This is a genomic window from Dysgonomonas sp. GY75 (assembly GCF_015234155.1).
GTDB lineage: Bacteria > Bacteroidota > Bacteroidia > Bacteroidales > Dysgonomonadaceae > Dysgonomonas > Dysgonomonas gadei.
Genome location: NZ_JADCLQ010000030.1, coordinates 85,686 through 110,305, shown reverse-complemented (window position 1 = coordinate 110,305; position 24,620 = coordinate 85,686). Strand labels below are relative to the sequence as shown.

The following is a 24,620-nucleotide window of genomic DNA, read 5'->3' as shown; positions in this document are numbered from 1 at the left end:
TATATAAAATAGTCATAATTGTTAAATATTGCACTTTTTTATAAATTTTTGTACATAATTGAAAAATTGTTGTACATTTGTCGACTATAAAAATGAGATATATCACTATGAACGTTTATTTGTCGATTAATAATCATTTTGAGTCATTTCTGAGTTTTATTATTTCATAATGAAAATAACATGGCAAATATAAAATCATATTGAAACAGTCGAATATGTAGTACTAATCTAAAAAGAGTGTGTGTAATATGAAAAAAAGGTTGTTATTGATTCTATCCTGCTTATTTCTAAGTATCGGATACATTGCGGCACAAACAACAAAGATCACGGGGACTGTTGTTGATGATCTGGGAGAGCCCGCCATAGGCGTATCTGTGGTAGTGAAAGGTACTACTATCGGTACTGTAACTGATGTTGAGGGAGTGTTCTCTATTAATCTTCCCGAAGGAAAATCAACATTGGTATTCTCCCTGATAGGGATGAAATCGAAAGAAGAAACTGCCAGAGCAGAGATGAGGGTGGTATTGGAACAAGATGCCAAAGTAATGAATGAAGTTGTGGTAACAGCAATGGGCATACAACGCGATCAGAAGATATTAGGATATGCTGCTACTCAAATCAAATCAGATGAAATATCAGCAGCGAAATCCGGATCTGTAATGAGTGGCTTGAACGGTAAGGTAGCCGGAGTTAATATTTCGACAGCAGGACCTACCGGAACCTCACAAAAGGTACTGATCCGTGGTATATCTTCTTTTAATAATAATAATCCTCTGTATATTGTTGATGGTGTACCAATTACGAATGAGCGTTTAGGGACTGATTATGTAGACTTTGGCAATAGTGCCAATGACATAAACTCTGAAGACGTGGAATCCGTAACTGTATTGAAAGGTGCGTCAGCAACTGCACTTTACGGTTCGCGTGCAGCTAATGGTGTTATAATGATAACAACTAAAAGAGCAAAAAATGAAAAGCTCACTATATCTTATGACGGTGCGTTTACTGCATCAAATGTTCTCCGTGTTATGCAGACCCAAGACCTGTATGGACAAGGCTGGGGTGCTTGGGACAGGGCAGAGAATGGTTCGTGGGGGCCACGCCTCGATGGAACTATCCATGAGTGGGGGTCAGATCAACTGGATCCAGTAATGACAAAGCCTTTTTCGTATGTGAAAGATAATATCCGTAACTTTTACAAGACCGGTTCCGAATTAAATAATGTTCTATCGGTACGCTATGGAACAGATAAACTCGGAATTTATGCCTCTTATGGAAATGTAAGCAGTAATGGAACCTTGCCTAATGATGGTGATAAATATTCACGTAATACAATTTCTTTGCGCGGAAATGCGAAATGGGATAAGTTCTCACTTGATGTATCTGTCAACTTTGCTCGTAAAGATATCCGTCGTACAGAACAAATGGAGATGGAACTTTTACAGCATGCAGTGGATGTAAACTATTCAGAAATGAAGAACTATAATGATGAACGTTATAATCTTGATAACTATTATACTTTCTATGCCACTAACCCTTACTGGATGGTTGACAATAACTATTATTTATATCAGGATAACCATACATACGGTAAGATTGAAGCTTCTTATCAATTGTTTGGAGGACTTAAAGCCACTGCACGGCTAGGTGGAGACTTTCTTAATTATGACAGAGAAAATATAAATGCCAAAACGTCTTTTTCCCCAGGATCTTATAGCGATTTGGGAGGTGCGACTCCACAAAATGGATACTATTCAAATTACAGATATAACAGAGATCAGTTAGATGCGACAGCATTCCTCTCTGCAGATTATAAAATAGCAGACTTCACTATTGGCGGTACAGCGGGGTGGAACCTGAATCAACGTACATATCAATATACAGGAGGATATGTAAATGGATTAGATGTTCCTGGATGGTACAATTTGCAAAATACAACATCGGCCGCCATTTCCGAACAGTATTCCGAAAGAAGGCGCTTAATCGGAGTATTTGGACAAGCTGAAATAGGCTACAAAAACTTCGTGTATCTGAATCTATCGGCCCGTAACGATTTATCGTCTACATTGCCAAAAGATAAAAATAGCTATTTCTATGGAGGGGCCAATGTTTCCCTTATTCTTACAGAGCTGCTTCCTACACTGAAAAATAGTAAAGTAGACTTCTTGAAAATACGTGCAGCTTTAGGACAAACAGGTAATGATACAGATGTTTACCGGACTTCGTCATGGTATACACCATTAACTTCTTCCACCTTCTATTACACACGTTTACCTATTGGTGGTGTATCGGGACTTAGTGAAAATAACAGACTGCCAAACTCGGATTTGAAACCTGAAATAACTACAGAATATGAATTGGGATTGCAAGGTAACTTTTTCGATAACCGGGTTCATGTAGACTTTTCTTATTATAACAAACGTACCAAAAACCAGATCATACCGGCTACACTTGCTCCTGAATTAGGCTATACAACCGAAACTAAAAACATAGGTCTTTTGGAAAACAAAGGGGTAGAAATCGCTGCCGGTGTGACTCCGATCCGCACAAAAGACTGGGAATGGACAGTGAATGGTACATTTACCAAAAACACAGGTAAGGTACTTAAACTTTGGGATGAAATAAAAGAATACAATATCTACTCTTGGCGCGGTGTAGAATATAAGATGAGACTAGGCGAAGAAATAGGAACGTTTCAGATACCGGACGTTGCCCGCGTAGAGGATGAAAATAGCCCTTATTATGGTTATACAATCATTACCTCCAGCAATGGATTGCCTACCCCGTCAACCACTAAGAAAAAAGTGATCGGCTCATCACAACCAGATTTTATTTTGGGATTAAATACTGCTCTTAAATACAAAAACTGGGGATTAACAATTGTGGGAGACTGGCATAAAGGAGGATGGATGGCATCCAATACATCGTATATTACGCATTTCAATGGTAATTCAACTCAAACAGTGTTTAATGAACGTAATACCTTTATTTATCCACATTCTGTTAAAATAGTAAATGGCGAGTATGTGGAAAACAATATTCCTGTATCAAGCAGTTCATTCAGTTCTTTTGGTAATTATTCGAGCAACCCTTTGGTTAGGGATGATATGGTTATACCTAAAGATTTCTTTAAGATCCGTGAAATAACACTATCTTATGATGTGCCGAAGAAGTTTCTAAACTCTACACCTTTAAGTAAGGTTGTAATAAGTTTCATTGGCCGAAACCTTTTCTTATTTACTCCTAAGAAAAATAACTATGTAGACCCTGAGGTTGCAAATATGGGTAACGACCTGACTTCCGAATTCGGAGAAATATCCAGTGCTGCTTCTTACAGAAGTTTAGGAGGAGCTATTAAGGTAGAATTTTAATCAATCTAACGAAGAAAAAAATATGAAAAAGAAGAAATTTTTATATAAAACCTTGTTGGTGTTTTTGTCAAGTATATCACTTATTTCATGTGATGAGTATTTAGATATCAACAATAACCCGAATTATCCTACAGAAGCGACACTGGGAACCTTACTGCCTTCTACGGGAGCCACTACTGTAGCTCAATGGGGATTAAACGGGCAGTTACTAGGTGATTTATGGAATCAGTATGTGACTCAGGGAAATACTACTAATCAGTATAATACAACTGTAAATTATACCCTAAATCAGGATTCATACAATGCATTTTGGACCAATGCTTATGCTAATACATTGCCTGACTTAAAAATAATGGTTTCCCTTGCAGAAGAAAAGAGTGCTTGGAACTATTGGGTAATTGGTAAGATATTGACAGCGTACAACTATCATATGCTTACAGACTTTTATGGTGATATACCATTTACAGAAACTCTCAATGCGAATGAATATAGATCCCCAAAATATGATGATAGTAAGACTGTTGTATATCCAGGAATTATTAATCTCTTAGATGAAGCAATTGCAAAGGCTCCAGATGCTAAAGGAGGATCGAATCCTGTTATTACTACAGGAGATTATTTCTTTGGAGGAAATATTGACAAATGGATTGCTTTTGCTAAAAGTTTGAAACTGAAACTTTATATGCGCGATTTTGAGGCAAATAAAACACAGATAGCTTCTTTGATTAACGCTGGAGGGTTGCTTACAGAAGATTGTGCCTTTACGGCTTTTGAGGATGCAACCAACAAAGGAAATCCTTTATATGAGTATAATATCCGTCAATTAAATACACGGGTAAATATAAGAGCTTGTCATACGTTTCTTGAATTTTTGTTAGCCTCAAATGATCCACGCATCGAACAAGTATATGAAATAACTTCTGCTGCGACAGACTCTATTGCTAAAGGACAAACACTTACAACAAGAGAAATGTACGGAGGACTACCATGTGGTACCAAACCATCTTCAGATCCTAAAGGAGAAGATCCTGTGCCTCTTACCAAATCGTCAGCGTACAAGCAAGCTTTCTCCGATGCTGTGTATTTGATGAATACTGCAGAATCATATTTTCAGGTAGCTGAAGCGCAGGCAAGACTAGGTAAAACTGCAGAGGCTAAAACTGCTTATGAAGAAGGTGTGCGTCAGGCATTTGCACGTTGGGGATATAATGCGGCTGATTTCATAAAAACAGGGGGGGCGTATGCTTTCAATAGCTCATCTCTAGATACTATGTTGAAGAGCATTTTAACTCAAAAATGGATAGCAGGAGTAAAAGCCAATTCGTGGGATTCATGGATGGATCGTAACCGTACAGGTATTCCTGCAATTAGCGATGCTCAAAAAGTGCGTGTAAGCAATGTTACTCCGGGATTAGAGGCAGATTATGAGTTGGGAACTTTGATCGCTCCAGGTGAAACAGTCCTTCAGCCAAGAGAGATCCCTCGGCGATTGCCTGTACCAAACGTGTCGGCTCTGTACAATCCTAATGCTCCGGCGACTCAACCTACACAAGAACCTCTATGGTGGCAGGTCGCTAAAGACAAGTAATATGAAACATCAATTCCAATTTTAGTATTCAGTACTTAATAAAATAAAATATGAAACAAATAAAATATATTCCATTCTTATTCTTGCTACTTCTGGGATTCTTTTCCTGCGATACATATGGAGATTATGAAATTGAATATTCTTCCATTCATCCCTTAGGTGGTAAATACAGAGTGATAGTAACAGATGAAGCGGGGACACAGGTGTATAAAAACTATTGTGAAATTTCCAATACAATAGATGGTTCCACTACTCAGTGCTGGTTGCGCATCGGAGGTTATGCTCTTAGTGGATCAAATGCTTATTCAATTAATGGAAAAATCAATTGTGATTTAGGTTCTCTTGCTTTTTCAGGAACTGATATTGAGAACTTAGCCGGGAATGTAGCCACCTCTACCACCACATTTACCCTTACAGGTGGAAAGGTCACGCTAAAAGGTGCAACTGCGCCGTCAGGTACTGTGGCGGATGCTATATCTTTCACTTTTACAAATTCACGGTTCCCAGGAAAGACTTATAAAGCAGAAGGCTATCGTTTCACTGGTTGGGCTGAAGACTAAAAATTGCTGATCAATAATAAATTGTAAAATCAAAAGCCCGGAGTTCTTATTGCCCCGGGCTTTATACTAAAAGGGGGGAATTATGTCCGTGTCATCCCTCAACTTCAAAAGAACGGGCATCATACAAACACTATAATGCAGTGATGTATCAATCTTGGAAGGGACTGACAGCTTACCTCAAGCCAGTCTCTTTCACCCCTTTTTATTATCTTTGTATAGAGTATTTATGTTCTACGCTTAAGATACCCTTACATATAATCCGTTCTTCGAAAACTGGAGTCCTGACCATTCCCACCGATTCCATCAATCTGATGGAAGCTGTGTTTGCCGAGTCGGTTATTCCATAAACTTCATTTACTCCGGTTATCTTAAAAGAATAATCTATGAGCAGTCTCAATATCTCTTTTGCAAAGCCGCAGTTCTGATATTTGGGAGAAATGTTGCATCCGATTTCAGCTCTATTGTCTTCTATCTTTAGAGCACAGTCACCAATAAGTTTTCCGGTATTCTTACTGATAATAGCCAGCCCAATCCATTCTCCTCTTTTTCTAAAGTCGGGATTACTGTTTCTATTTACAAAGTCCAGAGTCTGTTCTTTTGTGAATGGTTCCCAATATTGGTATTTGGCAACCTCCGTTAGTGAACGATAAGAGAAAATATCCTCAACGTCAGTTATGGCTATGGGTCTAAGTAAAACTCGTTTTGAGAGAATGAAATCTGGTATTTCTTTATTCATGTTTGAAACCTAAATCACTCAGGATGTTCTCATCTTCCAAAGCATTTATAACTGTATAGGCAAAGTATTCCCGCCGCAACGGGTATTCATTTCTCAACTTTTTGAAAGTATCAGGAAAAGCCTTTAAACGGCTAAAATCATCCAGCGGATTATAAGTATTCAGTATTGCTTCGTGAATCCGATTGTCCATTCCAGAATACTGCTCCATGTCTATTACCGGATTGACAGGGGCAGGTTCTTTAACCAACGAAACAGGTTGTTTATCCAATCCGTAAAGGTCTGCAATCGATTCCAGCGACATACGCGTCGCATTTGCTTTTCCGTCGGCAGAATAACCTGCTATATGAGGAGTGGCGATATCCACCAAGTTGAGATATTCCAAATCAACCTGAGGTTCGTTTTCCCAGCAGTCGATAATGGCACCCGATATCGTATTCTCCTTAATTGTGTCTTTAATAGCTCCGGTGTCTATTATCCCTCCACGTGCAGAGTTAATGATAACAGGCTTTTTCTTCAGTAAAGAGAAGAATTCTTCATCCGCCAGATGATACGTTTTATATTCACCTTCTTTTATCAGAGGAGTATGGAATGTAATTATATCCGCCTCATCCATTATCGTTTGCAGGCTGACAAAGCTATTATCTTTTTCCTGCGCTTGTCTTGGCGGATCGTTCAGAAGAACTTTCATTCCTAATATTTCACAGGCTTTTGCTACCTTCTTACCTACATTACCCACCCCGACAATGCCTATTGTTTTATCTCTTAAGTCAAAACCTTTTTTCCGGGCAATGGTAATAAGGGAAGACACCACATACTGCATTACTGAACCGGAATTACAACCAGGAGCATTTTTCCAGATAATACCATGCGCATCACAATATGCAGTATCTATATGGTCATAACCAATGGTAGCGGAACAAATTAGCTTTACATTACTTTCCTTCAATATGCTTTCGCCAAAATGGGTCACTGTACGAACAATCAATGTGTCCGCATTTTTTATCGTATCCTGTGTAAAAGCTGAACCATCGAGATAAGTTACATCTCCAAAATGCTCAGCTATTCCTTTCAGATAGGGTATATTTTTATCTGCTATTATTTTCATTAGTCAATTTATGAAACATATTTTCTATCGAGTCTATTTCCGCTATTTCGTGGTCTGCGATAAGCTGACCTTTATCCAACAGGATAAATCTTGAACAGATATCTTTTACCTCATGCAGGATATGTGTCGAAAACAGCACCACCTTATTTATAGATAAATCTATAAGCAAATCATTCAGACTTTCGCGTTGGTTAGGGTCCAGTCCGCTGGTTGCCTCGTCCAGAATCAGGAATAAAGGGTCGTTAACCAAAGCTTGTGCAATTCCTACCCGTTGCCTGTTTCCTTTCGACAAGTCCTTTATCTTCTTCTTATACTCTTTTTGCAGGCCTGTTTGCTCCATCACTTCTGATATACGTTCTTTACCTGCATCGTATATTCCGGCGACATAACTGAGGTATTCCTTTACATACATATCTTCATATAAAGGGTTATCTTCGGAAAGATAGCCTGTTTGCCGCTTTATTTCCAGAGCATTCTCAAAAAGGTCTTTCCCGGAAAAACTTATATGCCCGCTATCCGGCTGGATAATTCCCGCCAGAATTTTCATCAGGGTAGACTTTCCTGCTCCGTTGACACCCAGCAGTCCGATAATCTCCCCTTTATTCATAGAGAAACTCACATCCGATAATGCGACCTGATTGCCATAGCTCTTCGATATATGTTCTATCTGTATCAAATACTTCTGTTTTAATAATTAAGGGTATAAAAATAACAAATCTCCCTGACATTAATCAGGGAGACTTGCCTTATTCGTATTCAAAATCGTTATGATCTTGCTTTCAGCTCCTTGTCAAGAGTATAGATACCGAATCCGTTATCCTTGATCATTTTCAGCGCATCGATATATCCCTGTGCTGTAGATTCTTCTTCTACCTGCTCGTTTACAAACCATTGCAGCATGCTTTCTGTAGCATAGTCCTTTTCTTCACGGGCTATAGTAACCAGATTGTTAATCATAGCGGTTACTTTTTGCTCATGTACCAGCGTGTCTTCAAAGGCTGCCAACGGAGATTGCCATGACTGAGCAACTTTTGCTATTGGTTTTAAATCCACTTTACCACCTCTTTCAATTACATAATTGAAAAGTTTCATTGCATGTTGCTGTTCTTCGTCAAACTGGTTTTTGAACCAATGAGCGAAACCGGGTTTACCATCTGCAGCAAAGTGAGCAGACATTGATAGATAAAGATATGCAGACCAGAATTCTGCATTGATTTGCGCATTTAATGCGGCTTCTAATTTTTTACTTAACATAATAATGATATTTTTGATGATAGTTATTGTTCTGAACAATTTAGATACAATATTACAAATATAATATTAACTCATCAAAAAATATAGATATTTGTTAACAGGATATTGATAATAACTATAAAGCCGACTATCTCAAATACTATAATAAAATATAGATAATTATATTTCTAAAAAATATCAAAAACAATCATTAATGTTTATCGTTTAATTAAGTGAAGAATAGTATTTAATGCAACATTATCTAATAGTGACCTACTTTGTTGTTGTAGATGCAAAAGTAATAAATAGGTCCGCGACCTTAAATGTATGTTTCAAAAGTTAAAAACTTATCGGCAAATACATTTATCTTTGTACGCATTTATACAAAACTGAACCGAGCCAATAGAATATAAATGAAGAAATACTGGCAAATACTGAAAAAATATTCGCTTAGTCTTATTATCAGCCCTTTTCTTGTACTGATAACGGTAATGAGTGAAACCATACAGCCTCTGTATATGGCTGACATAATCGACAATGGTGTAATGCCGAAGGATTTGTCGGTAATAACCGGTGTCGGCATCAAGATGGTTGCAGTGTCTCTGATAGGATTGATAGTCAGTATCATTAACGTATATGTATCGTCCCGCGCATCCATCGGATTTGGCACGGACCTGAGGTCGGGCCTTTTCAACAAAATACAGCAGCTTTCATTTACCGAAATAGACCATTTCAATTCGGCATCATTAATCACCCGCCTTACCAACGATATATCACGCATCCAGCAGGTAATACTGATGGGAATGCGGCTGATGCTGCGCTCCCCGCTGATGCTGGTTATGGCTATATTCTTTGTAATCAATATCAATACCGATTTAGCCCTGATACTTATCGGAGCTGTGCCTGTTCTGGGCATCAGCGTATTTCTTATTCTCCGTAAAGGTTTTCCATTATTTATGAAGGTACAGCAAAAAGTCGATAACCTGAATGCCGTAGTAAGGGAGAACCTGATTAATATCCGGGTGGTGAAATCCTTTGTAAGAGAAGATTTTGAGAGTAAAAAGTTCACCCGTAGCAGTGAAGACCTGCGCGACATGGTTGTCAGGGCATCCAATATAGTTGTTACGATGTTTCCTGTCATGCAGCTGATAATGAACGTATCTACCATCGCCATCCTTTGGGCAGGCGGGGGAAAGGTTATATCCGGTGAACTGAAAGTAGGAGAACTGATCTCATTCGTGAACTATCTGGTGCAAATATTGATGGCTCTGATGCTGCTTTCGATGGTAATAATGGGAATTGCACGAGCCTCGGCTTCATCGGAACGCATACTGGAGGTACTCGATACAGAGCCTTCATTGGCCGATACTAAAGAAGGCTTGCTGAATAAACACAAGATGGTTAAAGGAGAGGTCACATTCCGCAATGTCTATTTCCGTTATAGCGGAGGAGAGAATGATGTCCTTAAAGATATCAGCTTCCATGCCCGCCAGGGAGAAACCATAGCGGTGGTAGGAGCAACAGGCGCGGCAAAGAGTTCAATGCTCCAGCTTATTCCCCGACTGTATGATACTACAGGGGGCGAAGTTTTGATAGACGGGATAAACGTGAAAGATTATAGTTTGGATGAACTTCACTCGGAGATAGGCATGGTATTGCAAAAGAACGAATTGTTTACAGGTACTATTATAGATAATCTCCGTTGGGGAAAACCCGATGCTACGACAGAAGAGGTAGAGGAAGCAGCTAAAGCAGCACAAGCCCATGACTTCATTATGTCCTTCACTGACGGATACAATACACTGCTGGGGAGGGGTGGTATAAATGTATCAGGTGGACAGAAACAACGGATTTGTATAGCGCGCGCCCTGCTGCGCAAGCCTAAGATCCTCATTCTCGACGATAGTACCAGTGCCGTGGACTCGGAAACCGAGCAAAAGATCCGCCACAACCTCGACAACCTGCTTCACGCCACAACTGTGTTTATCATCACACAACGGATAAACACAATGCAGTCTGCCGACAGAGTTATTGTACTCGAAGACGGAGAGATAGATGCCATCGGCAAGCCATCTGAATTGATTGAAAATTCGGAAGTGTATAAGGAAATATATAACTCACAGCAAATAGCATTCTGAGACATGGCACACGGAGACCACTACAAGCATACAGGAAAACCAACGGAGGGAAGGAAAACATTCCTGCGGCTAATGTCATATCTTACCTGCGATAAGAAGCTGCTCTCGGTGATCGGCTTTCTTATTATTGTCAGCATAGTATCCAGTCTGCTGGGTTCATATATGCTTCGTCCTATTATCAACGACTATATTCTGCCGGGTGATTTCAACGGGCTTGTAAAAATACTTCTCGTATTGGCAGGTATTTATCTGGCCGGAGTCGTAGCTACTTATATCCAGTACATTCTTCTGAATAAAATAGGGCAGAATACAGTGACCCGCATGCGTACCGACCTGTTCAAAAAGATGGAACAGTTACCTATCAAATATTTCGACACCCATCAGCATGGCGACCTGATGAGCCGCTATACGAACGATATAGACCAGATAAGCACGGCGCTTACCGACAGCCTGTCCGATATGCTTTCCAGCGCGCTGATGCTAATCGGGATTTTTGCCCTGATGATATACATCAGCCCGGTATTAACGCTGGTGACCCTGATTACTGTTCCGCTTATGTTTATCAGTGCTAAACTGATCGTAAAACGCAGCCGTAAGTATTTTAAGGCTCAGCAGGAAACACTGGGTGAGGTAAACGGATACATCGAAGAAATGATAAGCGGGCAAAAGGTCATCAAGGTATTCGGACACGAAAAGAAAGTAGAAGCCGACTTCGATGTAGTCAATCAGAATCTGAAAGGAAAATCCGAGAAAGCACAGTTCTATTCAGGTATGATGATGCCCGTAATGCAGAACCTGAACACGTTGAACTATGTCATTATCACCATTGTGGGAGCATTGCTTGCTATATTCAGAGGTTTTGATGTCGGTGGACTTGCTGCTTTTCTGCAATATTCACGCCAGTTCGGGCGGCCGATAAACGAGCTTGCGAGCCTGTACAATAGCATCCAGGCTGCGATAGCAGGGGCTGAACGTATCTTTCAGGTGATAGATGAAGATCCTGAACAAGGTGATGCACTCGATGCCGTCAGCCTCCGTAATGTAAAGGGCGATCTGGAAATGAAAGACGTCTACTTCGGCTACAAACCTGAGAAACTCATTCTGAAAGGAGTATCCCTGCATGCTACTCCCGGAACTAAGATTGCACTGGTCGGTGAAACCGGAGCGGGCAAAACCACGATACTCAATATGCTGCCCCGCTTCTTTGATATCAAATCGGGGGAAATAACTATAGATGGTATTTCTACCCGGAATATCAGACGAGAAGATCTTCGCAGGTCAATGGCCATCGTTTTGCAGGATACTCATTTATTCACGGGGACTGTGCGCGAGAATATCCGCTTCGGACGACTCGACGCAACTGACGAAGAGGTAGTACAGGCCGCAAAGCTGACAGCCGCACATTCTTTTATCAAACGTTTGCCGCAAGGTTATGATACTATACTCGAAAATGATGGGGCAAACCTTAGTCAGGGGCAACGTCAGTTGCTCAATATCGCACGTGCGGCTGTAGCCGACCCTCCGATACTACTGCTCGACGAAGCTACAAGTAATATCGATACACGCAGCGAACTGCTTATACAGAAAGGACTCGACCAACTGATGGAAGGCCGTACCAGCCTGATTATAGCCCATCGCCTGTCTACAGTCATGAATGCGGATAGGATTCTGGTAATGGATCGTGGACAAATCATAGAGCAAGGCAGTCATAAAGAATTGCTGGAGATGAAAGGCAAATATTATTCTTTATATCAGGAACAATTCGAAGAATTTTAAATTTTCTATAATTCATGCCTTCTTTTATAATATAGATAAAGTTTTCGGAAAAAGGTAAAACTTATTTTTGATTAGTTGTTATTTGGCTATTACGATCAAAACATTTAACTTACACAAGCATTATTTTTAGAAACCAATACAATATTTTCAAAACGATGGAAAATACACATTACAAGGGAGATCTGTACCCTGATGCACTTCACCTGTTCAAAAAGAAAAGGATTACTAATATGAATAAAATCCAGGAGTTTCTGAGTCAGGAATATCCTGATAATCTGGTAGCAATTGACGATGCCTTGGAAAGACTGAAAAGTTACCGGAAAAGTATGGGATTGCGTTATCTCATTATTGGAGCTGCACTTATCTTTATAGGGATAGCGGCGGCGCCCTTTATAGAGGAAGGAGGAATAATAGGTTCAGCTTTACGAGGTGCTTCGGTTGGCGGGGGGGTCGTGTTGCTAATACAAGGGTACATAAATAGGAATTGCTAGTCGTACACTCTACTGCTAAACCAACCTTCTATTAAACATTAAAAACTCCTGTGCAAGATTAAAACTTTCGGACTTTAGAGTTGTTAATAACTCTGACGTTTATTTGTCTGCAAAATAGTACTAAGTTCTTAAGTGAGTTGAAAAGAGAAGAATAAACAATCTATAGACTGTAAGAAAAATTAACCGTAGATAGTACTTTTATATGGAATAATCTTGTACTTTTGGGGCAATTTTCAATATGAGAATGCATGAAAGAAAATCATAAAGTCCCGTTTAGCGCTCTCGGTGTAACGCTTGCTATCGGTATCGTATTCGGCGACATAGGTACATCCCCTTTGTATGTGATGAGGGCTATTCTGAATGCCCTGCCTGCCGGACAACTTACACGTCCCGACTATATTTTGGGTGCTGTATCTTGTGTTATCTGGACGCTGACGATCCAGACCACTCTTAAATATGTTATCATTACCCTTCGCGCCGATAATAAAGGGGAAGGTGGAATACTCTCACTATATGCTCTCGTGCGTCAGAAATACCGTTGGGCATATGTTCTGGCAGGGCTGGGAGCAGCCACACTGCTTGCCGACGGTATCATTACTCCTGCAATGACCGTAATGTCGGCAGTGGAAGGGCTGAATACAATTGCCCCCCATATTCCTGTTATACCCGTCACTATAGCTATAGTTCTCATACTGTTTCTCGTCCAGCCATTTGGTACAGGTTCCCTGGGGAAATACTTTGGTCCGTTGATGATAGCATGGTTTACTATGATGGCAGTTATGGGTATGAGCCAGCTAGTCACTGATGTCACTGTATTGAGGGCGTTCAATCCGATGTATGCGATTAACTTTCTCATTGCTGTTCCACAAACAATGATTATACTGGGTGCAGTATTTCTTTGTACCACAGGAGCGGAAGCTCTTTATTCCGACTTAGGACATTGCGGTCTGAAGAATATCCGCGTATCATGGATATATGTGAAGATAGCACTTATCGTTAATTATCTGGGACAGGCAGCATGGATAATTAACAGTCACGGCAAAGTAACCCACGACATCAACCCGTTTTTTGCCATGATGCCCGAATGGTTTAGCCTTATCGGGGTACTAATGGCTACACTTGCCGCCATTATAGCCAGTCAGGCACTTATCAGCGGTTCGTTCACAGTCATCAGTGAGGCTATATCCCTTAATATCTGGCCAAATGTAAAAATTCAATATCCGACTAATATAAAAGGACAACTCTATATCCCTTCCATCAACCATATGATGATGGTCCTATGTATCATTATCATTCTTACCATGCAGTCCTCTATGAAACTGGAAGCAGCTTACGGGCTTGCTATTACCCTGAGCATGCTGATGACAAGTGTGCTGTTGTTCCTTTATTTTATGAAGAATAACAGGCCATTATGGTTTAGTATTCCGTTGACTTTATTCTTTGTGGTTATTGAATTCAGTTTCTTCCTTGCCAATATGCAGAAATTTGCCCACGGAGGTTTTGTACCTATCGTTATAGCCAGTATACTACTGCTATTCATGTACTCATGGTATAACGGACGGAGGATAAAACGCCATTATACTGTCTACGATCAGGTAGACGAGCAATATATCAATCAGATTATCCGTATCAGTAAGGATGAAACCGTACCTAAAGCGGCAACTCATCTGGTGTATATAGTAAAAGCCAACAACAAGAACTTCCTTGAAAGTAAAATAGCATACTCTTTATTTAAAGGGACTCCTAAGCGCGCCGACACTTATTGGTTTGTCCGTATCAAAAGGACGGATGAACCATACGAATTCAGCTATGAAACGACGGTGTATGTGCCGAAAAAGGTATTCCGTATCAATATCAGAGCAGGATTTAAGCTGGGTATCCATACCGATAAGTATGTAACACTAATCGCAAATGAACTGGAGCGCCACGGACTTGTCGACCTCACCACGCGCTATCCTTCTATGCAGGAAGGAAATGATAAGAGAGGCGATTTCAAGTATATGGTAGTGGACCGTATATTTCGCAATGTACACATGAATCCATCGCGTCAGATCGTACTCGCCTGCTATAATCTGGTAAAGAAACTCACCACTTCCGATACTCAGATGTATGATATAGACCCGTCACTGGCCGTAGTGGAAACAGTTCCGCTAAGGCAGATCGATCATACCGAGGAGCAGCTAAAAGAGTTGTTGAAGCAATCAGCGGATGAATCAGAGTCGTAAACCGTCCAGCAGTTTTACATATAGTTCTATGCTTTCCCGTATCTCGCTAAGCAGGATATATTCGTTTGCTGTGTGTGAACGGGCCGAATCTCCCGGCCCCATCTTCAATGTAGGAAACGGCATAAATGTTTGGTCTGATAGGGTAGGTGAACCATAAGGTTCTTTACCTATCATTATAGCACGCTGGACAAAAGGATTTTCCAGAGCTATACGGGATGAATTGAGACGGAACGAACGAGGTTTCACTTCGCATCCGGTGTGCCTGTCTATCAGGTTGAACAGTTCTTCGTTACTATATAATTCATTGCTGCGGACATCTACGACAAAATCACACTTGTCGGGAACTACGTTGTGTTGTGTTCCGGCATTGATCATCGATACTGTCATTTTTACAGGACCCAGCAGATCACTGACCTCGGGAAATTGGTATGTTCTAAACCACTCTACATCTTTCAACGCTTTGTATATCGCATTTTCTCCTTCGTTACGGGCAGCATGACCTGCTTTTCCGTATGCAGTGCAATCAAGTACCAGAAGTCCTTTCTCTGCAATGGCCGGATTCATTTGCGTAGGTTCCCCAACAATACCGAATTCTATTTTGGGTAGAAGGGATACTATAGCTTCTGCTCCATCCTTTCCCGAAACCTCTTCTTCGCATGAGGCCAGGAATATAAGGTTATAATCCTGTTTCTTAGCAGTCAGGATAAAGAAAGTATGAAGTAGAGAGACCAAGCTAGCTCCGGCATCGTTACTCCCCAATCCAAACAATGTGCCATCATCCACCTCAGGTGTAAAAGGGTCTTTAGTCCATCCCGATACAGGGCGTACGGTATCCATGTGAGAATTGAGGAGGATGGTAGGCCTGGTTTCATCAAAGTCTTTCGACTGTATCCAAAGATTATTCCCTTTTCGTTGCGGTTCGTAACCAGCCTTATGCATGCATGTTGCTATGATCTCAGCCACATTATGCTCTTCTCTGCTGAAAGAAGGCGTTTTTATCATATCTTTCAGCAGGTCTACTGCATTGTAGTATAGCGCGTCGATATCGTGTTCCATAAATGGTTTTATTTCTTGATTTTTATTATTCCGTTTCTGTACAAATTCAATGCATCATTCAATATAAGTTTAATGGTTTCGATTGGCAGATCTTCATTCGGATCGATTCTCAATATCTTCATCCGTGAACGACTGCCCTGCTCCAATTCAGGATGATTGAGTAGCTTGCCTTCAACCATCAGGATATATGGCTCACCGGTCTTCTTATCTGTCCATAAATAACAAAACATTTTTTTCTTGTAACAAAAACAGGGCATCTCGTATTTTACAGTCTCCGAAACATCTTTGTCCATATTCAGGATAATGCTACGCAAAGCTAATAAGCAGCTTTTCTGAGGCTCTTCCTTATTCAGATAATAATTTGAGAGAGTATCTATCATGCCATTTTCTATTCGAATAGTTCGGGATATAGTTGCTTGGATATACAATGTACCTGATGCCTGATGTCATCATCTATAAATCTACTCCAATTAAGTGACTCAAAAATTTCCTCCAATGCCATGCAAACCTGAAAATCATCTTCCGACACCTTGTATGCTAATCCTGCTTTTGTTCCCGATACCGACAATTCGAAGCTGTTGGGCAATACCCATATATGTACCTTATTATCTAAAATAGAAATATGCTGAGGTTGTTCCAGATCGGGAAAATGATTGATCGTGATTCTCAGTTTGTCCAGATCGTCGAAAGAGTAGGAGACTGTAGGGTCGAATGGGATACAACCTTCTTCGAGCTTATTAAGTGTTACCCCCAATTCCGCAAGCTTTACCTCAAGGTCTTTTCTATCGGCATATTTGAAATAGGCGCAAAAAGAATCACCTTCGCAGTTATGCCCTCCTCTCGAACGCATGTAGTAGAAGTATTGCAGCCGGTTGCCCCACCGCTTGATTTCTTCACGTGTATTATTCTGAAAAATACGGTCTTCCGGTATCTTGTCTAAATTCACAGCCTATTTATTTAAATTTTAAAAACAAAACTATTCACCTCTCACTATCAACTCCCCTATTTTCAGATCCAGCGGAGTTGTAATCTTTATATTCGTCACTTCACCTTTTACCAGATGTACATCTATACCCATGGCCTCTACTACTGATGCGTCGTCGGTAAATGTATCTTTGAATTCTGTTTCATACGCTTTTTTCAATATATCCGTATGGAAAACCTGCGGGGTCTGTACCAACCGGATTTTAGAGCGGTCTATTATCCTGCTCTTTGTGCCATCGGTCATCTCCCGAAGGCTATCCGTTGAATCTATCACCGGTATAACGGCATGATATTTTTCAGCAGCATCGAAGCATCGCCCAATCATTTCTTTTGAGGCAAAGGGTCTCACTCCATCCTGTATGGCTACTATTCCTCCATTAATCAATCCTAATCCGTTTTTCACTGAATGAAAGCGGGTTTCTCCACCCATCGCGATTGTATGAGGTATCCCGAAGTGATAATTGGCACATAGTTCTTTCCAATATACCTGATGAGAGTATGGTAGCATAAGGATAATATCAATATTGCTATCGTAAGAGTGAAAAGCCTCGATAGTACGCATCAAAACAGGTTTACCCGAAACCGGGATAAACTGTTTGGGCAGATCGCTTCCCATACGCAGGCCTTTACCGCCCGCAACGATAATGACACTTCGATTGCTCATTCTATTTTATCGAGTATTTTTTGTATTTCAATGTTGGTCTTTTGCAATTTGTCTTTGCAAAACTTGATAAGTGTAGCTGCCTTTTTTACTTCCTCCAGGAGCACATCCACATCAAGTTCTTCATTTTCGATGCGGTACATGATGTCTTGCAGCTCCTGCATCGCTTCTCCGTATGTTTGTTCTTTCTTTGCCATGCTTATAATAAGTTCAATATCATTTTAACTAAGAATGTGGCGATGCCTGCGGCAACGATGACAGCCATCGCCGCCGTAATTTTTTCCACTTTCCCGTACTCTCTTTTCAGGACAATGTTCACTTCATTATTCTTATCGATATAATATGCCTTCCTCCCTTTTGTTTTCACAAATGCCAAGCCATTACAAAAATCACTCGCTTTATCGTACTGAAAAGGTATTATAGGGTTATTGTCTTTATCGATGAATCCCCATTTATAATTATTCTCGGCAACAGCAAGCCCTTCCTTGAAAGTCCGCAGATTGTGATACCGGAAAGGTATTGTCACTTCCCCTTTTTCATTTATACAGCCATACTTCTCGTTCGACCTCACAATAAGAAGTCCTTCGCTGAAAGTATCATCTGCAAACTCATACGTAAAAGGGATTATCTCTTTGCCTGCCTTATCCAGTACTCCGGCTTTACCTCTCTTTTCCACACAGACTAAACCATTGCGACAGTCGCCTGCCGAATCGTATTCTATCGGAATCACTATATTGCCTCCTGTATCTATATATCCCCAGCGATTGTTTTTCGATACCTGCCCTAATCCTTCACAAAAGCAGAAAACATCATCATATATAAAAGGAACCGCCACGTTGCCTTCCGTGTCTATGTATCCGGCCTTATCTTCTTTAAATACACCGCATAGCCCTTCCCTGAACCAGTATATATCATCGTACTGATATGGAATGACGAGCTTGCCTGCCTTATTTATAAAGCCCCATTTACCGTCTTTCTCCACTCCGGCCAGTCCTTCGGAAAAAATATCAGCGTCTTCATAGTCTCCCGATAATACTTCCTTCCCCGCTTTATCGATGAATACTCCCTTATCGCCTTTTTGGGCAAAAGCCAGTCCTTCGCTGAAGGGATAAGCAACATCGTATGTGCAGGGAGTAACAAGTTCTCCGTATTTGTTCGCATACCCCATCCCCTTGCGGACTCCTATTTGCACCATCTCATCCTGAAAATTGAACGGAAAGGCATACGGTATCGGATTTCTTTCTATACTCATATTATTTTGTTATTTTACAATCTCATTTTACAATCGATTCTATTTTCCCATCGGCAAAAACGGTGGTTATCTCATCTCCGCTTTTTGCCGTGTGGCTGTGTTTCAGCACTTTGCCGTCTTTCATCGTCAAGGTGTAACCCTTTTTTAATATATTTTCGGGTGAGGATAAATGTAACTGTTTATCCAACGTTTCCAACCTATTTAATTCTTCTTTATATTGCTGTTGTATACTTCTTTTCAAACTATCCTCCAGCAGGAAAAATTTGCTTTGGTTATCTTTCAATAACTGTAAAGATTTCCTCTTCAAATTGTCTTCGAGGAATGTAAACTTATTCTGATTTTCGCGTTGTATCCGCACCATTCCTTTTGCCAATACATTTCCGGCAGATGAAAGGACTGTGAGCTGTTCTTTGTACCAGCCTTTGAGGGCAAATGAATTTTTAGTTTCGAATACGCTCAGGCGCACGGTTTCATCCTGTAGCCGTTGCGAAACCAAAGATACTATATCCTGAGATATTTCAGTCAACTCTGCTGCTGTTTCTGTCAGGTTGGCAATCAGGAATTCAGCTACTGCCGTGGGTGTTTTTGCCCGGGTATGCGCTACAATATCCAGCACGGTTTCGTCCCGTTCGTGTCCTATCCCCGTGATAACAGGCAGTGGAAACTGAGCGCAACCGGCAGCTAAGAGATAAGAATCGAAACTGCTAAGATCGGATGTGGCTCCCCCTCCCCTTATAATGACGACAGCATCGAAGCAATCCTGATATTCGTATATACGCTCCAGTGCTGAAATAATAGAATCCTCAGACCTGTCGCCCTGCATGATGGCCGGAAAAAGTTTTGTATAGAATACAAATCCGAAAGCGTTCTTATGCAGCTGATCGAGAAAATCCTCATAACCCGCTGCCGTAGGAGAAGAAATAATGGCGATGCGATTCAATGGAAGAGGCAATTCCAGTTCCTTGTTAAGATAAAGGACTCCGTCTTCTTCAAGTTGCTTGAGAATGGCAGCACGGTTCAAGGCCTGATCGCCCAACGTATAGCTGGGGTCGATATCGTGAACCGTAAGGCTGAAACCATACAACTCATGAAATTCGATACTCACCTGCACCAATACTTTGAGGCCCGAAGAAAAAGTCTGTTTAGTAGAATTTTCGAAATAAGCCCTTAACAGATGGAAGGTATTAGCCCATATCATACCCCGGGCTTTGGCCACAAGCGTTTTACCGGCACGGTCTTTTTCTATAAATTCCAGATAGCAATGCCCGTTCTGATTGACCCGTACATCGCTCATCTCCGCTCTGATCCAGACCATTTCGGGGAGAGTGTCGTTAAGTACTCCTTTTATAAGGTTGTTCAGTTCATATAGAGAGATAGCCTGATTGTTCATTTCTTTTTCTTTGAAGCTTCTTTAACCTGACTTGCTGCTTTTTCTTTCTTTTCCACTAAAGATTGGGCCAGAGACATTGCCTTTCCCATGTCGGGCAAACCGTACCCGTAGTCCTGGTCGGGAGTTTCGAAATTGTCGGACGATTGGCGTACAATATTTACTATTTCGCGGTTAGTCAATGCCGGAAATGCCTGCCACAGGCAAGCGACCATCCCGCACATGATAGGAGATGAAAATGAAGTCCCGGCCTTGAAACTTACATGTCCCTTGTCATCGATAGTTGCCGCTCCTAGTCCTAATGCCATCACATCAGGCTTGATCCGCAGGTCGGCAGTCAGACCACGCGAACTGAAACCGACAATGCTTGAATCCTGTTGTATAGCACCCACAGTCAGTACATTCACTGCATCAGACGGAGGGGTTATCTTTCTCCATTCCGAATCGCCGGAGTTGCCTGCACTGATTACCACCAGCATTCCTTTCTGAGACGCTTTGTCCGCCGCCCGTGAAATAAGAGCCGTTTTACCGTCAAGGTCTTTATGGGTATAGCTTTTTGCAGGCTTATCAAAGTTGTTATATCCTAACGATGTATTTACTACATCTACTCCCACGCTATCGGCATATTCTATTGCTGTAGCCCAATAATCTTCCTCTATTGGAAATTCACTGCGGGAATCTTCCGAGCCAAACAACCAAAAGCCGGCTTCGGGCGCAGTGCCCACAAACTGCATCGGCTTGTTTGTGCCTATACAGGATAATACGTTCAAACCATGCTGATTAGCATTATTGAACAGGTCTTCATTCTCATACACAAAGCCTTTGTATCCTTTTATATCCAGATTGTTGAGCATCTCTATCTGAGGTAAGTGATTAAATCCGGCGTCGATAACTGCGATAGTCATGCCTTTGCCTTTGAATCCGGCATTATGCAAGGCCTGTCCGTTGTTCAGTTCGATATTTGTACCCGATTTTGAATAGTAGTTGCCAAATGCTACTGTTTCTGTGGACAGATAGTTCACGATACTGTCCGTTTTGGTTTCACCTTTCGGCTTTCCTTTCCAGACAAAGAGGGCATCGGATACGAAGGGGAGTTCTTTATATTTATCTACCAGCATACTGTCGCTGCAATGGACGGCAACCGTTTTCATCCACTTACTTTTGGCTACGATAACTCCTCCTACATTTTCTATGGCTTTGATATATTCCGAAGAAATTGGAAGGTCGGAAGCATCTATAGCAAACCCTTGTCTCCGGCGGCGTTCGATTGCTTTGGGAGAAAGGAATTCTTCAGGCTTATCTATTGTATAGGGTGTCTGTCCTTTATCGTTGAGTGTCAGTCGGAATTTGTAGTTGTAATCCTGAGCAAGCAGGGCCGAAACCGAGGCTAGCAGGGCGCAAAGTAATGTTACCTTTTTCATATTGTTATTTGTTTTATACAAAAGTAAAGATAATAGTTGTTAGTCGTTTATTTTAGATGTAATTATTAGAGTTTACAATAATATCAATTATTCATTAAAAGCTGTACTGTTGAATGAAAAAGTTCAATGCTTTAATCCTGTAAGCGTTCTTTGTGAAAATGTTTATCATTCAGTTCAAGCCTGCCGGGCTTGAACTCACTTTTGATATTGCCCAAAAGTAATACAAGCAATCTTTGTTCGATTGTGCGTAGCTAAAAAAATCGAACATTTAATTCAACAATAAATTCAAATAGCCGATTGATACAAACAATATGGAGTAAGGCAAAAGTATACAATGCCTTACTCCATATTGTTTTTCAAGAGCTGTTATTTATGAGATCGACCCAAATAATAAGATAACAGCAGCGACCCTGCCTGCAAGGCAACTAATACCCAAAAGGCATTCTGCCTTCTGTTTTTTCGTTTCAAAGCTTTTAGTTCTTTCGTTTCTTTATCATTCAGTTCAAAATCTTCCATAATCCTCAATTTTTTATAAATCAAATGTTAATTTAAATGGTTTATTTTATAGAAACAATCGAAATGCTGATTTTGATTAAAAATAGCGTATATTTTTCTTTAATTAAGGATTTAAAGGTATACGTAACAGTATGGATTGGTCGTTTTTTGAAAAAAGTTTATCTATGTATTTTGAAGTATACTAGTTTACAAGAAAAAGAGTTCTTTGAAATAATTAATTAGCAAATAAGTGAAATAGTGTAACCTTTGTTACCTTTTATTTTTAACCACAGAGTAAACGGAGTAGCACGGAGTCTTTTTATTCATGGGATGCTTCGCTTCACTCAGCATGACAAAGTTGGTTGTAGTTTACTACTAATTGTATAGAGTGTTACCTTTGTTACCTTTTTGCGTCTTTGCATCTTTGCGAGTATCATCTTTCATTCGTAATTAAGATGAAATTACGGAGTTTTTAGAAGAAAAAGTGACAATAAAAATTGTGTAAAAAGTCGTCAGGTTTGTCAGGTTTTGTACATAAGCTATCGGCTAACAGCTATGAGCTAACAGCTAAAAATGTGTTACCTTTGTTACCTTTTAACAAGTTGTAAGTATTGAGTCGTAGGTTGAATGTTATATGAGATACGAGTAGACAAGACACGAGATACAAGTTGTTAACTGATGACTGTTAACTGAAAAAAGTGTTACTTTTGTTACCCTTTGAAGGAAGATACGAGATGCTCTGCTCAGCATTACAAGCTAATTATTAATTGTTTTCTGTGTTACCTTTTCGTTCTTCTCCTTTTATCTACCGGCTTATATGAAGATCAGTAAAGCCGCTAATGGAATAACTAAAGCATACTTGCCAAGGTAATATGGTATCCCTCTGGCTTTCTTTTTAGAGTTGTCTCCTAAAGAGAGTTCTCCGGTAAAACTATAATTATTCCAACCGGAATTGGACTCGTGATTGAAAGACCAGAAGTCCTCCTGAGTAGAATCAGGGAAATAAAACAGTTCCTGACAGTATCCGCTTAATTTCCGTTTCTTTATTTTTATCTGGTCGACAGTACCTACACAGTTAACATCACAGTGGTAAACTATTTCTTCTTCATGCCCAAACTCATTCACCGCTCTGAATTTATAATAAGTATAGCAGTCTTTCATATAGTATTTACCATTACTGGCTTTTGCAAACTCGAACCGCCCTACTTTTCTCAATACCCGAACCATCTTTCCCAGGTATCTTTTTGCAGGTTGCGATGCCAGAATAGAATCGACTGATTCTATCTCCATCGATTTAATGGTCATGTCACTTTTGTTGATCCGCACTTCTCCATTTGCCCAGCCTTCTTTTCCGGCCAGAGGTTCTATATTCAATATTATAAGGGAACTGTCCGATGTATACGTTCTTGTTGTTTCATTATTAATACTTTTGCCAAATGAGAGGAGGTGTGAGGCATGATATTCAGCCCCGTACAGTTCTGACGTAGGAGTTACTGATTTTTGCAGCCGTCTGATGTCTACTATATTGTATGTATAAGGTATCCGTTCCTTTTTTAAGGATTTCTTCAATACTTTTTCATCCAGAGTGGTTGTGTATTTGAGGTATATCTCGTTTTGCAGCGTGTCGGTAGTTTTTGTTTGCAGGAAATGTAACAGGTATCCGATGGAGTGGTCTGTGACCAGATTCTTTTTGGTATTGAGCATTACTTCTTCCAGCAGCATATCGGCATCATAGGGGCTGATAACAACCGGACTGAGGGAGACCGGATTCAGTTCCATGACAACGGTCGGCTGTTGCCGCAGAGCAGACTTCGATACCGATCTGGATTTATATCCAATGCATTGAAAGTAGATGATATCCTCGCTGTTTCCGGGTATAGAAAACTGTCCGCTTGCATTGGTATATGCATATTCTTTCGATGAGGCTCCGTATTGGACTATAACGTCAGGGACAGGCTTCTTTGTATCCTTATCCAAAACGATACCATTGATAGGAGTTTGGGGCAGAATATATATACATAGAAATAAGAGAGGGAATATAATTACTCTTTTCATCGATTTCGCAATTTAGGCTGTTATCTGATAAACGTCGCTAAGCAATATTTATTGAGATATTATATGACAAAAATCAAATTTATATC

Annotated in this window: 21 protein-coding genes; 7 read left to right on the top strand and 14 right to left on the bottom strand. The window is 40.5% G+C overall.

Going from position 1 to position 24,620, the window contains the following annotated elements:
- The first annotated feature begins 248 nt into the window (after positions 1-248).
- Genes IR083_RS11545 through IR083_RS11535 form a run of 3 tightly spaced genes read left to right on the top strand, consistent with a single transcriptional unit; the run spans position 249 to position 5,519 of the window.
- Entirely contained in the window at positions 249-3,371 is a 3,123-nt protein-coding gene (locus IR083_RS11545; protein WP_006800199.1) for a SusC/RagA family TonB-linked outer membrane protein, read from the top strand.
- 22 nt (positions 3,372-3,393) lie between these two features.
- Complete coding sequence (locus IR083_RS11540) at positions 3,394-4,959, top strand: SusD/RagB family nutrient-binding outer membrane lipoprotein (protein WP_006800198.1); 1,566 nt, start codon at positions 3,394-3,396, stop codon at positions 4,957-4,959.
- A 50-nt stretch (positions 4,960-5,009) separates the two neighbouring features.
- The gene (locus IR083_RS11535; protein ID WP_194224445.1) at positions 5,010-5,519 is read left to right on the top strand and encodes a lipid-binding protein; all 510 of its coding nucleotides are present in this window, start codon (positions 5,010-5,012) and stop codon (positions 5,517-5,519) included.
- A 205-nt stretch (positions 5,520-5,724) separates the two neighbouring features.
- Here the strand turns inward: IR083_RS11535 and IR083_RS11530 are convergent, their stop codons facing one another.
- From IR083_RS11530 to IR083_RS11515, 4 genes are all read right to left on the bottom strand, one after another.
- Positions 5,725-6,255 (bottom strand): GNAT family N-acetyltransferase, encoded by a 531-nt coding sequence (locus IR083_RS11530; protein ID WP_194224444.1) that lies wholly within the window; start codon positions 6,253-6,255, stop codon positions 5,725-5,727.
- On the bottom strand, positions 6,248-7,360 hold the full coding sequence (gene pdxB, locus IR083_RS11525) for a 4-phosphoerythronate dehydrogenase PdxB (RefSeq protein WP_194224443.1): 1,113 nt from the start codon (positions 7,358-7,360) through the stop codon (positions 6,248-6,250). Before pdxB ends, IR083_RS11530 begins: the two co-directional genes overlap by 8 nt.
- Positions 7,341-8,036 carry an ABC transporter ATP-binding protein gene (locus tag IR083_RS11520; RefSeq protein WP_194224442.1) on the bottom strand — a complete coding sequence of 232 codons (696 nt, stop codon included), beginning with the start codon at positions 8,034-8,036 and terminating at the stop codon, positions 7,341-7,343. The genes pdxB and IR083_RS11520 overlap by 20 nt, the downstream gene beginning before the upstream one ends.
- Positions 8,037-8,125: 89 nt before the next feature.
- Positions 8,126-8,614, bottom strand: coding sequence for a ferritin (locus IR083_RS11515; protein ID WP_006800194.1), 489 nt, complete (start codon positions 8,612-8,614; stop codon positions 8,126-8,128).
- A gap of 392 nt (positions 8,615-9,006) precedes the next feature.
- Here IR083_RS11515 and IR083_RS11510 point away from each other — a divergent pair, with 392 nt between their 5' ends.
- The 4 genes from IR083_RS11510 to IR083_RS11495 all read left to right on the top strand — a co-directional run bounded on the left by IR083_RS11510 (position 9,007) and on the right by IR083_RS11495 (position 15,223).
- A complete protein-coding gene (locus IR083_RS11510) occupies positions 9,007-10,731 on the top strand; it encodes an ABC transporter ATP-binding protein (RefSeq protein WP_194224441.1) in 1,725 nt (574 codons plus the stop codon).
- Between the two features lie 3 nt (positions 10,732-10,734).
- Positions 10,735-12,507 (top strand): ABC transporter ATP-binding protein, encoded by a 1,773-nt coding sequence (locus IR083_RS11505; RefSeq protein ID WP_194224440.1) that lies wholly within the window; start codon positions 10,735-10,737, stop codon positions 12,505-12,507.
- Between the two features lie 155 nt (positions 12,508-12,662).
- Positions 12,663-12,998 carry a hypothetical protein gene (locus IR083_RS11500; RefSeq protein WP_194224439.1) on the top strand — a complete coding sequence of 112 codons (336 nt, stop codon included), beginning with the start codon at positions 12,663-12,665 and terminating at the stop codon, positions 12,996-12,998.
- A gap of 248 nt (positions 12,999-13,246) precedes the next feature.
- Positions 13,247-15,223 carry a KUP/HAK/KT family potassium transporter gene (locus tag IR083_RS11495; RefSeq protein WP_006800190.1) on the top strand — a complete coding sequence of 659 codons (1,977 nt, stop codon included), beginning with the start codon at positions 13,247-13,249 and terminating at the stop codon, positions 15,221-15,223.
- On the opposite strand, the gene IR083_RS11490 is transcribed toward IR083_RS11495, so the two are convergent.
- The 10 genes from IR083_RS11490 to IR083_RS11445 all read right to left on the bottom strand — a co-directional run bounded on the left by IR083_RS11490 (position 15,212) and on the right by IR083_RS11445 (position 24,534).
- Positions 15,212-16,279, bottom strand: coding sequence for a M20 family metallo-hydrolase (locus IR083_RS11490; RefSeq protein WP_194224438.1), 1,068 nt, complete (start codon positions 16,277-16,279; stop codon positions 15,212-15,214). The two genes, IR083_RS11495 and IR083_RS11490, sit on opposite strands and share 12 nt — an antisense overlap.
- Positions 16,280-16,287: 8 nt before the next feature.
- Complete coding sequence (locus tag IR083_RS11485; protein ID WP_194224437.1) at positions 16,288-16,659, bottom strand: DUF1801 domain-containing protein; 372 nt, start codon at positions 16,657-16,659, stop codon at positions 16,288-16,290.
- A gap of 8 nt (positions 16,660-16,667) precedes the next feature.
- The gene (locus tag IR083_RS11480) at positions 16,668-17,225 is read right to left on the bottom strand and encodes a hypothetical protein (RefSeq protein WP_194224436.1); all 558 of its coding nucleotides are present in this window, start codon (positions 17,223-17,225) and stop codon (positions 16,668-16,670) included.
- A 30-nt stretch (positions 17,226-17,255) separates the two neighbouring features.
- Complete coding sequence (locus IR083_RS11475) at positions 17,256-17,927, bottom strand: 2-C-methyl-D-erythritol 4-phosphate cytidylyltransferase (protein WP_194224435.1); 672 nt, start codon at positions 17,925-17,927, stop codon at positions 17,256-17,258.
- Positions 17,924-18,121 carry an exodeoxyribonuclease VII small subunit gene (xseB, locus tag IR083_RS11470; protein WP_194224434.1) on the bottom strand — a complete coding sequence of 66 codons (198 nt, stop codon included), beginning with the start codon at positions 18,119-18,121 and terminating at the stop codon, positions 17,924-17,926. The genes IR083_RS11475 and xseB overlap by 4 nt, the downstream gene beginning before the upstream one ends.
- Positions 18,122-18,123: 2 nt before the next feature.
- A complete protein-coding gene (locus IR083_RS11465) occupies positions 18,124-19,176 on the bottom strand; it encodes a WG repeat-containing protein (RefSeq protein ID WP_194224433.1) in 1,053 nt (350 codons plus the stop codon).
- A 22-nt stretch (positions 19,177-19,198) separates the two neighbouring features.
- Positions 19,199-20,566 (bottom strand): exodeoxyribonuclease VII large subunit, encoded by a 1,368-nt coding sequence (gene xseA, locus IR083_RS11460; RefSeq protein WP_194224432.1) that lies wholly within the window; start codon positions 20,564-20,566, stop codon positions 19,199-19,201.
- Positions 20,563-21,984, bottom strand: coding sequence for a S8 family peptidase (locus IR083_RS11455; RefSeq protein WP_194224431.1), 1,422 nt, complete (start codon positions 21,982-21,984; stop codon positions 20,563-20,565). Before IR083_RS11455 ends, xseA begins: the two co-directional genes overlap by 4 nt.
- A 366-nt stretch (positions 21,985-22,350) precedes the next feature.
- Complete coding sequence (locus IR083_RS11450) at positions 22,351-22,500, bottom strand: hypothetical protein (RefSeq protein ID WP_006800180.1); 150 nt, start codon at positions 22,498-22,500, stop codon at positions 22,351-22,353.
- Positions 22,501-23,292: 792 nt separating this feature from the next.
- Entirely contained in the window at positions 23,293-24,534 is a 1,242-nt protein-coding gene (locus IR083_RS11445) for a carboxypeptidase-like regulatory domain-containing protein (protein WP_006800178.1), read from the bottom strand.
- Positions 24,535-24,620 lie beyond the last annotated feature (86 nt).

Bases quoted from the DNA above. Each gene is read 5' to 3' on its own strand.
- xseB (WP_194224434.1), bottom strand. From the start codon at position 18,121: ATGGCAAAGAAAGAACAAACATACGGAGAAGCGATGCAGGAGCTGCAA.
- IR083_RS11465 (WP_194224433.1), bottom strand. From the start codon at position 19,176: ATGAGTATAGAAAGAAATCCGATACCGTATGCCTTTCCGTTCAATTTT.
- IR083_RS11450 (WP_006800180.1), bottom strand. From the start codon at position 22,500: ATGGAAGATTTTGAACTGAATGATAAAGAAACGAAAGAACTAAAAGCT.
- IR083_RS11455 (WP_194224431.1), bottom strand. From the start codon at position 21,984: ATGAAAAAGGTAACATTACTTTGCGCCCTGCTAGCCTCGGTTTCGGCC.
- xseA (WP_194224432.1), bottom strand. From the start codon at position 20,566: ATGAACAATCAGGCTATCTCTCTATATGAACTGAACAACCTTATAAAA.
- IR083_RS11500 (WP_194224439.1), top strand. From the start codon at position 12,663: ATGGAAAATACACATTACAAGGGAGATCTGTACCCTGATGCACTTCAC.
- IR083_RS11515 (WP_006800194.1), bottom strand. From the start codon at position 8,614: ATGTTAAGTAAAAAATTAGAAGCCGCATTAAATGCGCAAATCAATGCA.
- IR083_RS11445 (WP_006800178.1), bottom strand. From the start codon at position 24,534: ATGAAAAGAGTAATTATATTCCCTCTCTTATTTCTATGTATATATATT.
- IR083_RS11495 (WP_006800190.1), top strand. From the start codon at position 13,247: ATGAAAGAAAATCATAAAGTCCCGTTTAGCGCTCTCGGTGTAACGCTT.
- pdxB (WP_194224443.1), bottom strand. From the start codon at position 7,360: ATGAAAATAATAGCAGATAAAAATATACCCTATCTGAAAGGAATAGCT.
- IR083_RS11505 (WP_194224440.1), top strand. From the start codon at position 10,735: ATGGCACACGGAGACCACTACAAGCATACAGGAAAACCAACGGAGGGA.
- IR083_RS11510 (WP_194224441.1), top strand. From the start codon at position 9,007: ATGAAGAAATACTGGCAAATACTGAAAAAATATTCGCTTAGTCTTATT.
- IR083_RS11535 (WP_194224445.1), top strand. From the start codon at position 5,010: ATGAAACAAATAAAATATATTCCATTCTTATTCTTGCTACTTCTGGGA.
- IR083_RS11540 (WP_006800198.1), top strand. From the start codon at position 3,394: ATGAAAAAGAAGAAATTTTTATATAAAACCTTGTTGGTGTTTTTGTCA.
- IR083_RS11475 (WP_194224435.1), bottom strand. From the start codon at position 17,927: ATGAGCAATCGAAGTGTCATTATCGTTGCGGGCGGTAAAGGCCTGCGT.
- IR083_RS11545 (WP_006800199.1), top strand. From the start codon at position 249: ATGAAAAAAAGGTTGTTATTGATTCTATCCTGCTTATTTCTAAGTATC.
- IR083_RS11490 (WP_194224438.1), bottom strand. From the start codon at position 16,279: ATGGAACACGATATCGACGCGCTATACTACAATGCAGTAGACCTGCTG.
- IR083_RS11485 (WP_194224437.1), bottom strand. From the start codon at position 16,659: ATGATAGATACTCTCTCAAATTATTATCTGAATAAGGAAGAGCCTCAG.
- IR083_RS11530 (WP_194224444.1), bottom strand. From the start codon at position 6,255: ATGAATAAAGAAATACCAGATTTCATTCTCTCAAAACGAGTTTTACTT.